The 13,194-nt window shown below is 40.4% G+C and carries 14 protein-coding genes; 5 read left to right on the forward strand and 9 right to left on the reverse strand.

Going from position 1 to position 13,194, the window contains the following annotated elements; translation table 11 throughout:
- Window positions 1-55: 55 nt before the first annotated feature.
- The 5 genes from RM049_RS03415 to RM049_RS03435 form a co-directional block, all read right to left on the reverse strand.
- Window positions 56-337: a type II toxin-antitoxin system RelE/ParE family toxin gene (locus tag RM049_RS03415; RefSeq protein WP_322703158.1), complete on the reverse strand. Its 282-nt coding sequence runs from the start codon at window positions 335-337 to the stop codon at window positions 56-58.
- The gene (locus RM049_RS03420; RefSeq protein WP_181931398.1) at window positions 324-593 is read right to left on the reverse strand and encodes a type II toxin-antitoxin system Phd/YefM family antitoxin; all 270 of its coding nucleotides are present in this window, start codon (window positions 591-593) and stop codon (window positions 324-326) included. The genes RM049_RS03415 and RM049_RS03420 overlap by 14 nt, the downstream gene beginning before the upstream one ends.
- 148 nt (window positions 594-741) lie before the next feature.
- Window positions 742-1,197 carry an HNH endonuclease signature motif containing protein gene (locus RM049_RS03425; RefSeq protein WP_322703159.1) on the reverse strand — a complete coding sequence of 152 codons (456 nt, stop codon included), beginning with the start codon at window positions 1,195-1,197 and terminating at the stop codon, window positions 742-744.
- Window positions 1,198-1,205: 8 nt separating this feature from the next.
- A complete protein-coding gene (locus tag RM049_RS03430) occupies window positions 1,206-1,646 on the reverse strand; it encodes a hypothetical protein (protein ID WP_322703160.1) in 441 nt (146 codons plus the stop codon).
- Window positions 1,647-1,658: 12 nt separating this feature from the next.
- Window positions 1,659-2,192, reverse strand: coding sequence for a hypothetical protein (locus RM049_RS03435; RefSeq protein ID WP_322703161.1), 534 nt, complete (start codon window positions 2,190-2,192; stop codon window positions 1,659-1,661).
- 493 nt (window positions 2,193-2,685) lie between these two features.
- Here RM049_RS03435 and recA point away from each other — a divergent pair, with 493 nt between their 5' ends.
- Together recA and RM049_RS03445 are read left to right on the forward strand one after the other, a co-directional pair.
- On the forward strand, window positions 2,686-3,765 hold the full coding sequence (gene recA / locus RM049_RS03440) for a recombinase RecA (RefSeq protein ID WP_292865143.1): 1,080 nt from the start codon (window positions 2,686-2,688) through the stop codon (window positions 3,763-3,765).
- A 371-nt stretch (window positions 3,766-4,136) separates the two neighbouring features.
- Window positions 4,137-4,460 (forward strand): thioredoxin family protein, encoded by a 324-nt coding sequence (locus RM049_RS03445; RefSeq protein ID WP_094347267.1) that lies wholly within the window; start codon window positions 4,137-4,139, stop codon window positions 4,458-4,460.
- Here the strand turns inward: RM049_RS03445 and RM049_RS03450 are convergent.
- Together RM049_RS03450 and RM049_RS03455 are read right to left on the reverse strand one after the other, a co-directional pair.
- Window positions 4,447-4,680 (reverse strand): hypothetical protein, encoded by a 234-nt coding sequence (locus RM049_RS03450; protein ID WP_289796246.1) that lies wholly within the window; start codon window positions 4,678-4,680, stop codon window positions 4,447-4,449. The genes RM049_RS03445 and RM049_RS03450 overlap by 14 nt on opposite strands.
- A gap of 126 nt (window positions 4,681-4,806) precedes the next feature.
- A complete protein-coding gene (locus RM049_RS03455) occupies window positions 4,807-6,657 on the reverse strand; it encodes a S8 family peptidase (RefSeq protein ID WP_322703162.1) in 1,851 nt (616 codons plus the stop codon).
- Window positions 6,658-6,776: 119 nt separating this feature from the next.
- Here RM049_RS03455 and RM049_RS03460 point away from each other — a divergent pair, with 119 nt between their 5' ends.
- Entirely contained in the window at window positions 6,777-7,205 is a 429-nt protein-coding gene (locus RM049_RS03460; RefSeq protein WP_322703163.1) for a hypothetical protein, read from the forward strand.
- 277 nt (window positions 7,206-7,482) lie between these two features.
- On the opposite strand, the gene RM049_RS03465 is transcribed toward RM049_RS03460, so the two are convergent.
- Entirely contained in the window at window positions 7,483-10,368 is a 2,886-nt protein-coding gene (locus RM049_RS03465; protein WP_322703164.1) for a choice-of-anchor D domain-containing protein, read from the reverse strand.
- A gap of 231 nt (window positions 10,369-10,599) precedes the next feature.
- Window positions 10,600-10,761 (reverse strand): hypothetical protein, encoded by a 162-nt coding sequence (locus RM049_RS03470; RefSeq protein ID WP_322703165.1) that lies wholly within the window; start codon window positions 10,759-10,761, stop codon window positions 10,600-10,602.
- A gap of 511 nt (window positions 10,762-11,272) precedes the next feature.
- Here RM049_RS03470 and thiD point away from each other — a divergent pair.
- Together thiD and RM049_RS03480 are read left to right on the forward strand one after the other, a co-directional pair.
- Entirely contained in the window at window positions 11,273-12,106 is an 834-nt protein-coding gene (gene thiD / locus RM049_RS03475; protein WP_322673716.1) for a bifunctional hydroxymethylpyrimidine kinase/phosphomethylpyrimidine kinase, read from the forward strand.
- A 206-nt stretch (window positions 12,107-12,312) separates the two neighbouring features.
- Window positions 12,313-12,921: a hypothetical protein gene (locus RM049_RS03480; RefSeq protein ID WP_322700732.1), complete on the forward strand. Its 609-nt coding sequence runs from the start codon at window positions 12,313-12,315 to the stop codon at window positions 12,919-12,921.
- The last annotated feature ends 273 nt before the right edge of the window (window positions 12,922-13,194 follow it).

Here is a 13,194-nt window from a genome sequence, read left to right on the forward strand (position 1 = left end):
TGCCTGAAAGCATTTGTGCTGGAGCGATTCTAGCATTTTTAATGAAACCCGAAGTTTAACCGAGTAAACGCTTCAATCTTTTGTAGACATCATCATCATTGCGCTTACCGACTAAAATCACTTCTATTAAATCGCGATCGGGAAAATACCTGTAAACAATTCGATATTCACCACTATCAACTCGATATAAACCCTGATAACCAGATAGCTGCTCACTATCAGCTGGTAAAGGCTCAACATTCAAAGCCAAAACCTTTTTTGCAATCTGTGCTGCTATTTTAGGCTGTAAACCGTTCAGAAAATCAAGAACAGTTGCTAGACCATCAAGCTTCGCCATTAGCTAAATGCTCTAATGCAGATGTAAAAGCCTCTGTACCAATCATTTTGGACTGACTCAGAGCAACTTCAGCAGCTTGACCAAAAACCATATCCTCTAATTCTTCCAACCGATTAATTAATTTTTGGTAGCTCTCGGCTGAAATAATCACATGGCTAGGCCGTGATTGCTTAGTTAGTAGAACTGGCTCAGTAGCAGCCTTATCAAAAACCTCGCCGTGTTTGTTACGAGCATCTGTGAGAGTATAGGTCTGCATAGAAATTTTGACTATTTTAGACATTTTGACTATATTCTAGCAGATAAATCTTCTCATCTCAATTCTGGCTCAAGTTAATACACTGTTCATTATTGAATGTTAGATTTTTCAGTGCGTCTTAAAGCAATAAGTGATTACGCTATTTGGTTTAATCCTTCAAAGACTGGAGTAACTGGCTAGGACGTGCCATCTTTACAGCAAGATAAACATCGGGATAGTGAACAAATATATAGTGTTCATACTTGTACCAATGCATTTCACCCTTTTCTTGGTTACAAACCTCGCAAATGACCCATAAATTCTTGAATTCCATTGATAACCAAGGATACTGTGACCGAGGTAGTTTGTGATCTATGTTCTTACCACCTTTGTCAGAGTAGTGAGATCCACAAATTGGACAATACCAGTTAGAATTTTCTCTCACCCAATCTTTACTTTCTTGAGTTGTTCCACACTCAAAATCACCATTAATAATATAGCGCCAATAATCGAATTTCCTATAAGTTTCAAAATCTTCATGAGTTAGCCTGTGATATCGCTTGTTACCGATTATGTCCGCAAGCTCAAATAATTCTTTAAGGTCTTTATCTTCAATGTTAACCATATTTTCTGCTAAAGCTTTAGTGTTCTATATGTCTTTTGATTATGTTTTTTTGTATATTTTATATTAGTATTTTGACTGAAATCAATAAATTCCATTTCCGTCTCAGAAAACTGCTTATCTATTTCTTCTGCAACCTCATTAACTTCTTTAGATAATCTTTGGTTATACTCGTTTATTTCTTGATTAGTGAGATATTTATTACCAATCCTATCAGCCTCGAGAAATAATTCTTCAAGTGTCAATTCTTCAATATAATAATTATCTATAAATTCCTCTACTTTTTGATAAAAATTAACAACATTATCCCAGCCAATATTTTTGTAAAAGTTTTCTTTCAGCCAAATCTGGTCTTTTTCATGAAGCTTACTCCGATTCTTTGAGTTAGCGAGTTGAACAGCCCGATAACTCATTCCTCTAAAATTTATTTTTTTACCTTTTTGACCGCTCATATATTCAGTACTTTATCCTAAAGTCCATTTAAAAAAAGTAATTACTGCTTTCCGAATTTCACTGTCTTCATATTTGAGAATTTCTTTAGTATTCATAGCTAGTTTAAGTTTAATTTGATCGACTAAATTTTTTAGAGATTTATTGTCTTTTTTGAGCTTTTCATTAACTTCTGTTAAGTTTTTATTTTGAGAATATATTGTCTTGAGTTCAACTTCTAAAATATTATTTCTCTGAGACAAGCTTTTAATTTCAGCTTCGTATTTTTCTCTTTCCTGTTTCGGATACTTTTTAACTTGGTCAATTTTGGCAGCATATTCTTGCTCTTTTAACTCAATCTCTTTAGTTTTCTTGGTTACCAGTCCTTTCTGAGCAGCCTGAAGACGCTGACGCTTAATTAATTCAGAACCAGCAAAACGCGAAATAGCTCTACGAATGGTAATCTCATCAGGATTGGTACTAAAGTCAATTACTTCCAAAGCACGTATAGCATCTGCTTTTGTCCATGCCTCATTTTCAAGTAGCTTAATAGCCTGTGACTTATTCACGTTTGCTTAGAATAATAAATGTAATTTATATCACAATTTTATCAGTACATAATTTCCATGCCAACAGGTCAGATTCAATAAAAACGCTAACTTTACTAAACTTATCGATGTCAGAGACTACTACGGTTTATGTTGTGAGTGAGCAAAATTCAACGATTTAACGATCGATCGCGTCGCGTTGTACTAAGCTTTTATCTCTCGAAAATCAAGCAGTCTAACTATGTACACTGCGTAAGCTCAGTTGTTTAGGTAATTTTTTCTTTGAAAACCCTTGCTTACCCAGCCAAAAAAAGCTATCTCTGAATGCAAGTTGGTATCATTGTGCAAAACTACCCTAATCTGGTAGCGATCGAGTTACGATCTTGTCACACCCCTTTTTTGATTTGAGAAGTCCTATTCCAGAATTTTCTGGTTAAAATAGTATATCTGTTCTACTCAAACTCCGACACCAACACTCCTTAAAACCATATATTAAGAGGCATTAGAGGCAGGAATGGCTATCAACACCGATACTTCTGGCAAGCAAAAAGCACTGACTATGGTGCTCAACCAGATTGAGCGCAGCTTTGGTAAAGGAGCAATCATGCGCTTGGGCGATGCTACCCGGATGCGGGTGGAAACGATTTCCAGTGGAGCGCTTACCCTAGATTTAGCATTGGGTGGTGGTTTACCCAAGGGGCGGGTAATTGAAATTTATGGGCCAGAAAGTTCTGGTAAAACTACAGTAGCGCTACACGCGCTCGCCGAAGTGCAAAGAAATGGCGGTATTGCTGCCTTTGTTGATGCTGAACACGCCCTAGACCCTACTTATGCTGCTGCATTGGGTGTAGATATTGACAATTTGCTGATTTCCCAACCTGACACTGGCGAATCAGCTTTAGAAATTGTCGATCAACTTGTTCGCTCTGCTGCGGTTGATATTGTAGTTATAGACTCAGTAGCAGCATTGGTTCCCCGTGCTGAAATTGAAGGCGATATGGGTGATGCTCACGTTGGCCTGCAAGCACGGTTAATGAGCCAAGCTCTACGTAAAATTACTGGCAATATTGGTAAATCTGGTTGTACAGTAATTTTCATCAACCAGTTGCGACAAAAAATTGGTGTTACTTACGGTAGCCCAGAAACCACAACTGGTGGTAACGCATTGAAGTTTTACGCTTCGGTGCGCTTGGACATTCGCCGAATTCAAACCTTGAAAAAAGGTACAGATGAATTTGGTAATCGTGTAAAAGTCAAAGTCGCCAAAAATAAAGTAGCGCCGCCTTTTAGAATAGCGGAATTTGACATTATTTTTGGTAAAGGTATTTCTACCTTGGGTTGTCTTGTTGACTTAGCAGAAGAAACTGGCATTATTGTCCGCAAAGGAGCTTGGTATAGTTACAACGGCGATAATATCTCCCAAGGACGAGATAACGCCATTAAGTATCTAGAAGAAAAGCCTGAATTTGCTGAAGAAATCAAGAAACTAGTGCGTGAAAAGCTAGATAAAGGCGCTGTTGTTTCTGCTAACTCTGTCGCTAAAGCTAGTGACGAAGATGAAGAGGAAGAAGTAGATTTAGAGCCAGAAGAGTAAAGAATGCGGATTTATTAATCTGCAATTGCTAATAGATGGTGCGTTACAAAGACAGCTAACGCACCTTATTTTTTCAAAAATCGAGATTTGGATATTGTTAAATACAAGCTTAAATCCCGATCGTGAATAGATTTGGACTGATAAACACATCCAACTTGATATTTTGGCGTAGGTGTAGCCCGTCGTAGACACGGCACTGGTTTGTTACCGATAACCCATTAATTTAAACTTGACGACTACTATTAAGGAAAAAGGATAAAAATACTAGATCGGGGTTTTAGCCTGAGATTGACACTAATGACCAGCTATATGGTAATATTTCATGGCATTATGCTAAAAAACTTTGTTTATAATCAAAGAGTAGCCAACCCATGAGTTTAGCTGTAATTAAGTTCTCTTCAGAAGAGTGCGGCATCTGCCACAAAATGTCTTTTTATGACAAAAAGGTGGCTGAAGAACTGGGTTTAGAGTTTATCGATGTAAAAATGCAAGATACGACTGCTTACCGCAAGTATCGCAAGATTTTATTGACTCAATATCCCGATAAATCAGAAATGGGATGGCCTACTTACATCCTCTGCAATTCTCCAGAGGGGGAATTTCAGATTGTTGGTGAAGTAAAAGGAGGTCATCCCAAAGGGGAGTTTAGAAGCCGTCTGCAAGAAGTTCTAGATTCCACAGCTAATCAGAACTAATTACCTCAAAAGATTTGACCTCTAAGGCAGGGCCAATCATGGCAGTTGTCATGATATCTTCACGCACCTGCCCTTTAACTTTTGCTTTTTGTCCGGCTTTGAGTAGGTCTTTGTCAGCCCCTCTGAGGATTTCGTAAGTAACACCCTCCTCTGTAACTAACGCCCATGCGCCTGTACCAATATCACGACGTTCGACTGTACCTGTAAGTGTAATGCTCATAACAGTTCTGAGTGCTGAGTGCTGAGTAAGGAGAGTAGGGAATTGGGAGTTAGGAATTAGGAGTTAGGAGTTAAAAAAATTGATTCTCCATGCGCTATGCCCAATGCCCCATTCCCTATTCCCCATTTATGCTATTTTCTCTTCGTTTTTCAATGCTAAACGAACAAGTCCATAACAGACTAGGGCATTAGCAATGAGGAAAAGACGTGCTAAGTTACCACTTCCCAATCCCCAAACTGTCGGCTCGAAAAACGCACTTGTAGTTAAGCACGCTGCTACACCTAAAGTTGAACCAATGGCAAACCATTTCCAACTAGGATGTCCCAGCAGCAATGCCATCAACACAATGGGAATCAGTACACTGGCAAATAGGGGATTTAATGCATCAGTTCCCTGGAGAGTATTACCTAATTCGGGAATTGAACTGCCCAAAACCCGGAAAGGCCATTGGGGAAGATCAAAAATATAGATTCCCTTGAGGAAGAATAACCCAGAACTGCCGGCGATTAGTCCACTGGATAAAGACCAACTCCAAGTGAAGGGGAAGTAAACGCGTAAAAACCAAGCCAGCAGATAGGAACCAACTACCATTAAAATCTTGGGTAACAGTGCTACCGCACCACCATCAATCCAAAAGCCGGGGTTAAGATAGCCGCTATCCCGTAACCACCGAAAGAAATCTGGAAAACTGATTTGTCCGCTAAAGGCTAGTTTGACTGCTGCTTCTGCATTGAGTTGTCCAGCGCCATAATAGTTCAAACCATCATCCTGAATAACTCGTGCGGACTGTTTGAGGACTTTTAAAACTTCATCTGGTTCTTTGATGCCAGCAGCTTTGATTAATGCCGCAACACCAGCAACGTGGGGAGAAGCCATGCTTGTACCTTGGAAGCCGAGAAATACGCCTTCGCCTTTTTCATCGATGGTTTCTTGGAGAATTTTACCAGCTTCACTACCACCAGGAGCAGAGATATCTACCCCTGCACCAAAGTTAGAATAGGGCGCTCTTTCGCCATCTGGGCCAATTGCCGAAACGCCGATGACGTAGGGATAGCGAGCTGGGTAGCTTGCTCCATTGGCGTTTTCATTTCCGGCTGCGGCAATAATAACAACACCTTTTCTATGAGCATACTCGATCGCTTGTTTCATCAACTGGCTTTCACCGCCACCACCCAAGCTCATATTAATCACATCTGCGCCTTTATCAGCAGCAAATTTAATCGCTTCGGCAATATCGGCAACGGTACCACCGCCATAAGAACTGAGTACCTTCAGGGGCATCAGACTGGCTTCGTAGGCAATTCCAGCGACGCCATATTTATTATTTGTGGCTTGAGCAATAGTTCCGGCAACATGGGTACCGTGACCATTATCGTCTGTAGCTTCTTCTCGGTCGTTAACAAAATCATAGCCCTTGACGAATTTTGTCTCATACAAGTCGCGAACTTTGGTAATTCCGGTGTCAATAACTGCGACTGTGATGCCACTGCCTTTGGTTTGACTCCATGCGCCTTCAACACCGATTTTGTGCAAGTTCCACTGCTTGCTGTAATATTGGTCATTAGGGCCAGTTAATGAAGGACTTGCTTCTTCATCTTCTTGGGGTGTTAAAAATTCACCTAGCCAAGCGGTTTTACCTGGTTGTGGAATCTTGTTGTAGATATAGTTTGGTTCAATGAATTCTGTCGCTTGGGCAAACTGAGATTTTTTCAGTTCTTGGAGCCGTTGGCGATCGCCCTTGATAATATACACATTATCTTTTTTGGAAAACTTGTTGTCTAATTGGGGTGTAACGTTGTATTGTTTGGCGATCGCTTGCAAATCCTGTTCCACTACAAGTGATGGAATATCTTCCCGAAAATCAAGCAAAATCGTCTCAAACTCTCCTTTAGCTGCCAATCCCTGGAAATTCAGGAAACCAAATATGGCAGCTCCCAGCCCAATGACAAACAAGCACCATAATATAAGTTTTCTCATATTAACTCATCACCGCTTTTTGCCAGTTTGCTCATACCATAACTTATCTCGACCCCTTGTTGGTAGATTTTGCACTTTTAGTTACAAGTTTCACTCAAAACTGAGGATTTTTTTAAACGATGGAACGTGGTCTTTTGTGGTTGCCGCTGTTAGTAATGTTTTTCTGGTTGGCTTGGCAAGGCTCGAAGGAGTATCAAAAAGTCGAAGCCTATCGCACTTGGGCAGAGCAATTTGAACGGGCCAAGTATGATATTTATGCTGTATTAGGTCAAAAAGAAAACAATATCACTTGGGGAAAACCCACGCCTCAAGGGCCGATTAAACTAGAAACATTCTCCTTGCTTGATATCAAACAAATCCAGGTTTTAGTAGATGAAAAATCAGTAGATGTAAACAATCCACCAGAGAAAGGTCGTTCCATAGAATTAGAATTTCTATTTTCCGAATCTGCTAATTCCGTGCGGGTTCCGTTTACAGAAATCCCTTTAGCAGCAGAATGGGGGAAGTTTTTGCAGGGGGTATTACAAGAGTTGCGATCGCAACCATAGCAGTAGTTATATTAAAACTATAAGTTCCAAATAATACGGCTATTTCTGGTCAAAAAGTTAGATCGCTAGTGGTGATATTATTCATGGACAACGACATTTTTATTGGAAAGATATTTTTTGGAATGGCTTTTACTTGACTACCATTTATTAAACATCTCCATAAATTCAATAATTGTTAGGTGAAGGCTGGGAAAAGGGGAAAGGTTAAAGGAGTAAACATCTTTTCCCTTTCCCCCTTGCCCTTAAAAGAGCCAAGTTTCCTTGGCGAACTACATAGCTATGCTTGAATGATAAAGTCAGAGGCAGTAAGATTGGGCGCACCAGTAAGTTGTGCAAATTGACCACCACTGCCGAAACCAGCAGCACTGCCATTTTGATTGTAAAATAACTGCCCAGTCATACGGTCGTAGACAATTACAGCATTGCTAAGTGCCCCTGAACTGCTGATTTGAAAATCACTGGCGTTACTAAAACCCGTTCCCCCAACAGAAGTAATAGCAGTAAAGGTAGTCTTATCGAGGACAATCTTATCACCTTGAGAGCGATTGAAGTCAGCGATAGTATCAATACCCACAACCGCACTATTAAAGATGGAATTGGTGTTGTAGAGGAAAGAGTCAGCACCGATGCCACCCACAAGAGTATCATTGCCTTGTCCACCAATGAGAAGATCGTTGCCAGTACCACCCCGCAGTAGGTCGTCACCACCACTGCCATCGATGGTATCATTACCCCCTTGACCATTAATCACATCGTTGGAAGCGTAAAAACCGCTGATGTTATTGTTCAAGTCATTGAGGAAAGTGACAGTGTTTGTTGTAGAAATATATGTTTGAGTGGAGTTGGCATTAATCACATCAAAGCTTTTGGTAACACTGTCTTCTCCATCAAAGATGATATTGCCAATGGCAGGTCTTGTTGTCGATGCGGCTAAGTTGTCTAGGTTTTCTAACTTAAAGTTTTGCAGAGTGACTTTAGTATTAGCCACATTTCCAAAGCTGACTTCTAAATTGTTGCCATTTTGAGTTAATTGCAGATTTCTCGCAGTCAATTCAGTCCCAATAAATTGTAAGGTATCTATCTTGGCAATGACCGTAGCCGGAGGATTTGAGCCAGTACCTACACCACCAAAGTTGGTGATGCTGTAATTGCCATCACCTCGTTGGATAACAAAGGTGTCATTGGAGTTGGTACCATTGAGAACTTGAATTTCCGGGGCAGGAGCAGGTCTAACTGTGCCACTAATAGCAAAGTTAAAGGGGCTTTCATTACTATCGTTATTGTTTAAACTGAAGTTGCCACTATAAGTACCGGCTGTAGTGGGGTTGAGTGCTACCGATATGGTAGTAGAAGCATTACCAGCCACGCTCGTTGGAAGAGTTCCGACCAAACTAAATCCGTCTGGAAGTTTCAGATTACTCAGCTTGAGTATGCCTGTATCGGTGTTCTTGATGGTAAAGGTTTTGGTTAAGCTGTCACCAACAGTCGTTTCACCAAAGTTAATGGCAGTGGTGTTGCCATCTGTAATGTTAATATTGCCATCGAGAACTTGAATTTCTGGAGCATTAACTGTGCCACTAATGGCAAAGTCAAAGTGGCTTTCATTAATATCGTTGTTGTTTAAACTGAGGCTGCCACTATAGACGCCGGTTGTAGTGGGGTTGAGTGCCACCGATAGGGTAGTGGAAGCATTAACAGCCACGCTCGTTGGAAGAGTTCCAACCAAACTAAATCCGTCGGGAAGTTTAAGATTACTTAGGTTGAGTGCAGCTATACCGGTATTCTTGATAGTAAAGGTTTTAGTCAAGGGTTCACCAACAAGAGTCTCGCCAAAGTTAATAGCGGTGTTGCCATCTATAATGTCAACATTGCCATTGAGAACTTGAATTTCTGGGGTTTTGGTGGAGTTGCGGGGAGCTTCGTATGCACCAATATCAATGACTGTACTGCCATTACCATCACCATCCTGAGGAGTCTTCTTAGTGATGCTATTGAAGGCATTGGAACCACCATCGATCGCAACACTTCCAGGTTTGAGTGCAAAATTCCCTTTGTCTGCATCAACGAATTGAGGATCTTGACCCAAAAGATTCTGTAACCCTGTAGCGTTTAAATTATCTGAAGCTTGGAATAGGTTCGAGTTATAAACAAGATTGCGATCGAAAATTACATTTGTGTCGTACTTAATTCTGTTAGCATATTGATTGTCGCTTGCATACAAAATGTTGTTGTAGGCACGTACATTTTCCGAGTAAGTAACACTAATCTCTCCAGAATCTGTAAGAACTTGGGCATTCTTGTAAGCTGTGTTGTTGATAACATCAACATTGGTAGCTTTGAAAACATTAATGCCTGCACCTCCATTGTTGTAAGTAATGTTATTTGCAATTAATGCTTTACCTGTATAGGGCACATTATCTTTGCTGATATCGGTAGTATCAAGCATAATCCCATGTCCCTCAGTGATTTTGTCAACGCCTCCATTTTTCCACGGAACTAAACTTTGGTTATCGTAGACAATGTTGTCTCGCAAAATCATTCTGTAGTCAGTGGTATTGTTATCAAAATTAAAACTGTTGAGAGAGGTTATTCCCTGATTGCCGTGAGGTGAATACCAAGCATTTCCAGACACAATGTTTTTCTCAACAGTTATATAGTCTGAATTACTGAATGCTATACCTCCACCTGGAAAGTTACGGATTGTGTTACCAGTGATGACAATATGATGGGGATTAGTACCACCTTCACCATCAACGTTTTTCCATGCATTAACAGCAATACCATTACTATTGGTCAAGGGGTTATTCAGGTTATTCTTCTCTTGCAAGGCATATTCGAGAGTGATGTTTTCCCGATTGCCTTTTATATTAAGTCCTTCAATCCGCACGTAGGATGAACTCAATATATTAATGCCACTTCCCGTTGTTGTGATCGTCGGCGTAGCCCCTGGATAAGCTTTTATTGTTGTCCAGTTATCTGGTGAGCCATTCAAGTTAAAAAGCGTAATCCCTTTCATTTGATAATTTCCATTCATCACATAGAGGGTGTCGCCTGCTTTCATCTCATATACGGCTCTACCCAAGCTGAGAAATGCAGATTCTTCGTCTAAGCCATTATTTCTATCACTGCCTGTTGCAGAAACGTAATATGTATTGCCAGCCATCTGTTTACTCCGAATATGTGTAAGGGAAATTGGTAGTACAATCTCAGCAACTTTCTTCAGTTGCTAAGTAGTTATTTGAATGAGCCATCTATCTGAACTGTTAAGGACAGTCACAGTTATCCGATCGCGACTTAAAATCGCGTCGATTATAGAAACACTGTTGTCAAACTGAAAAATTTTTCTCCTGTCAACCGTTAATGGTTAAATCAGGAATATCAATACCGTCAATCGTCAGAGTTTTGTTGAGATTAATTGGACGATTAGCGCGTAGATACTTCTACTCCAGACTTTATCTTTAGCCGCTGCGTAGGCGTAGCCCATCGTAGACATTGCTGCTCTTTGTAAACCAGCTTTAGCATCTGTTTTTTTCAAAAAAACGAGCGGATTTGGCATAGTAATTCCTCTGAACTTTATGCGTTGTTTTAGGTCAGAAGGTTGCCAAATCTGCATGGTAAAATTCACCCTTAGCTGATAACTGGGGACTTAAAGTTAAAGCGATCGAAGTTAAATTGGTTGAAACTTTAGTTAGGTTGACCCTTTAACTTAAGGGGACTAATGTAACAACTTAGTTGAACCTGTTTTAAGCGGTGTAACTGAGCGTTGTGAACTTAGTTAAAACTAACCTTTACAAATAGCACTTGATATCAGTAAAACTTCTGAACCTGGTAAGTTTTTTTACAACCAGATTCAAAAAATTATGGATATGTCTGCTGGAGTTCTATTAATTTCCAGAATGATATGAGCATAAAAAGCGCTTTGTGCAAGGATTTGATGAAGTTTCTCTAAATAATTCAGAACTCTCAAGTTAGATTGCGATCGCGCGCAGGAAGAAAAAGGATTTTAGCCTAGTTCATCAATCTTTGAGATAGTTTGTGATGACACCAACTTACTTAATCTTCATAATATGAACGCTGAAATAAACTCCAGAATACCTGTTGCTTTAACCATTGCTGGTTCAGATAGCGGTGGTGGTGCAGGAATTCAAGCTGATTTACGTACCTTTGCTTTTCACTGTGTCCACGGTACTAGTGCTATAACCTGCGTCACGGCACAAAACACTCTAGGAGTGAAGAGGGTCGATGCTATGCCAACAGAGGCTGTTGTGGCGCAAATTCAGGCAGTAGTTGAGGATATTGGCGTACAAGCTGCTAAAACTGGAATGTTGCTCAATCAGGAAATTATTTTTGCTGTTGCCCAGCAAGTGGAAGCTTTACAAATCAATAATTTAGTAGTCGATCCAGTAATGGTGTCACGCACGGGAGCACAATTGATTGATGATGATGCTGTAAAGACTTTATGCCATGCCTTGATTCCGAAAGCGGTTATGATCACGCCCAATCGCTATGAAGCCCAGATTTTGAGCGGTTTACAAATTAATTCTTTAGAGGATATGCAAGCTGCTGCGGAAATTATTTACAAGACTTTAAAGACAAAGGTTGTTTTAGTCAAAGGCGGAGGTATGCAGGGGGATTTGCGTGGCGTTGATATTTGGTTTGATGGGGACAAGTTAGAAGTTTTGACTTGCCAGCAAGTAGAGACAAAAAATACCCACGGTACTGGTTGTACGCTATCGGCTGCGATCGCTGCTAATCTAGCTAAAGGAAAAGATTTGTGGCAGGCAGTGCAACAGGCAAAGGAATATGTGACTACCGCACTCACTTACGCCCTAGATATTGGCGAAGGACAAGGCCCTGTGGGACACTTCTTCCCATTGTGGGGACTAGGGACTAGGGACTAGAGACTAGGGATTAGAGATTGGAGACTGGGCATTCGGGATAGGGACTAAAGAAAAGTTTTCTCAGTACCTCATCTTCAATGCCCAAATAAAAAATCTTTGCCCTTTCGGTATTTTTCTATTATTCTTGGGCATAGTTTCAGGGGTGACTATCTCTGTTAGCATCTCTGTACGATCTAATTACTTTGATTTTTAATACCAAGCCCCCGATGCGAACAACCATAGGTTCTGTTCACAGAAATTCGCCAACACCGACTACTCAAGCCTATCCTCCCTCTGTACCACTATCTGTATACAGGGAATTGTCAACAGAGTTGCAAGCAGCACAGGCGAGGCTAAATGCACTCACCACCCAAAATCAGCAACTAGTACAAGAAAATCAACTATTACGCCAAGAAATTACCAAAGTCGTTGAGTCTTTTTCTCGTTTGCAAAATTTTGTCGATTCCCATGCTACAGCTAATTATCCCCAAGCTAACCAAGCTTCTGGTGATGTTAAAAGTACTGCTAAACAGCCAGTAAAACAAGCGCGTTCACCTCAGCAGGTTTCTCGTTCGCGTCCATCTGTTGTGTCCAAACAACCAGCTAAAAAAAGCCGCCGCCAAGACTTTTCTGCACCTGTAATGGAAATGAACTTTCCGATATCAGAACCAATTTTTATAGAAGAGCAGCAAGTCAGTTATTATTCCACTACTGAGCCAGATGTCAAGGGACTCAATGGCTGGTGGTTAATTATTACCATCTTGTTAATCATGCTGACTGCCTTTAGTGCTGGATATTTCGTTGTGCGTCCCTTGTTTGAACATCAGAAACGTTAGTTGACATTCCCACAGTCAGCAGTAGCAGGCTTTCGGGCTAGTATGCAATTTGGCTGCGATCGCTCTCTAAATATCTGAACAAATCTGCTAAATGGTGGAAACAATCTATTTTTAGGTTATAAAAGCTACATAAAATGCTAAATTGACAGCAACTTCTTGATGTTAGAACCTCAAAGATTATCCAATTAATAAATCCTTGCCGCTTGTTATGTCATAAACCCTCAAGTAAAGCACTTACACTTTAAAAAAGTTGTAATTATTACATATTTTTTA

Source organism: Nostoc sp. DedQUE04 (assembly GCF_034530995.1).
Classification (GTDB): domain Bacteria; phylum Cyanobacteriota; class Cyanobacteriia; order Cyanobacteriales; family Nostocaceae; genus Nostoc.

Coding starts and splice junctions, on each gene's coding strand:
- RM049_RS03420 (WP_181931398.1), bottom strand. CDS start 593: ATGCAGACCTATACTCTCACAGATGCTCGTAACAAACACGGCGAGGTT.
- RM049_RS03450 (WP_289796246.1), bottom strand. CDS start 4,680: ATGAGCATTACACTTACAGGTACAGTCGAACGTCGTGATATTGGTACA.
- RM049_RS03470 (WP_322703165.1), bottom strand. CDS start 10,761: ATGCCAAATCCGCTCGTTTTTTTGAAAAAAACAGATGCTAAAGCTGGT.
- thiD (WP_322673716.1), top strand. CDS start 11,273: ATGAACGCTGAAATAAACTCCAGAATACCTGTTGCTTTAACCATTGCT.
- RM049_RS03460 (WP_322703163.1), top strand. CDS start 6,777: ATGGAACGTGGTCTTTTGTGGTTGCCGCTGTTAGTAATGTTTTTCTGG.
- RM049_RS03445 (WP_094347267.1), top strand. CDS start 4,137: ATGAGTTTAGCTGTAATTAAGTTCTCTTCAGAAGAGTGCGGCATCTGC.
- RM049_RS03480 (WP_322700732.1), top strand. CDS start 12,313: ATGCGAACAACCATAGGTTCTGTTCACAGAAATTCGCCAACACCGACT.
- recA (WP_292865143.1), top strand. CDS start 2,686: ATGGCTATCAACACCGATACTTCTGGCAAGCAAAAAGCACTGACTATG.
- RM049_RS03425 (WP_322703159.1), bottom strand. CDS start 1,197: ATGGTTAACATTGAAGATAAAGACCTTAAAGAATTATTTGAGCTTGCG.
- RM049_RS03465 (WP_322703164.1), bottom strand. CDS start 10,368: ATGGCTGGCAATACATATTACGTTTCTGCAACAGGCAGTGATAGAAAT.
- RM049_RS03415 (WP_322703158.1), bottom strand. CDS start 337: ATGGCGAAGCTTGATGGTCTAGCAACTGTTCTTGATTTTCTGAACGGT.
- RM049_RS03430 (WP_322703160.1), bottom strand. CDS start 1,646: ATGAGCGGTCAAAAAGGTAAAAAAATAAATTTTAGAGGAATGAGTTAT.
- RM049_RS03455 (WP_322703162.1), bottom strand. CDS start 6,657: ATGAGAAAACTTATATTATGGTGCTTGTTTGTCATTGGGCTGGGAGCT.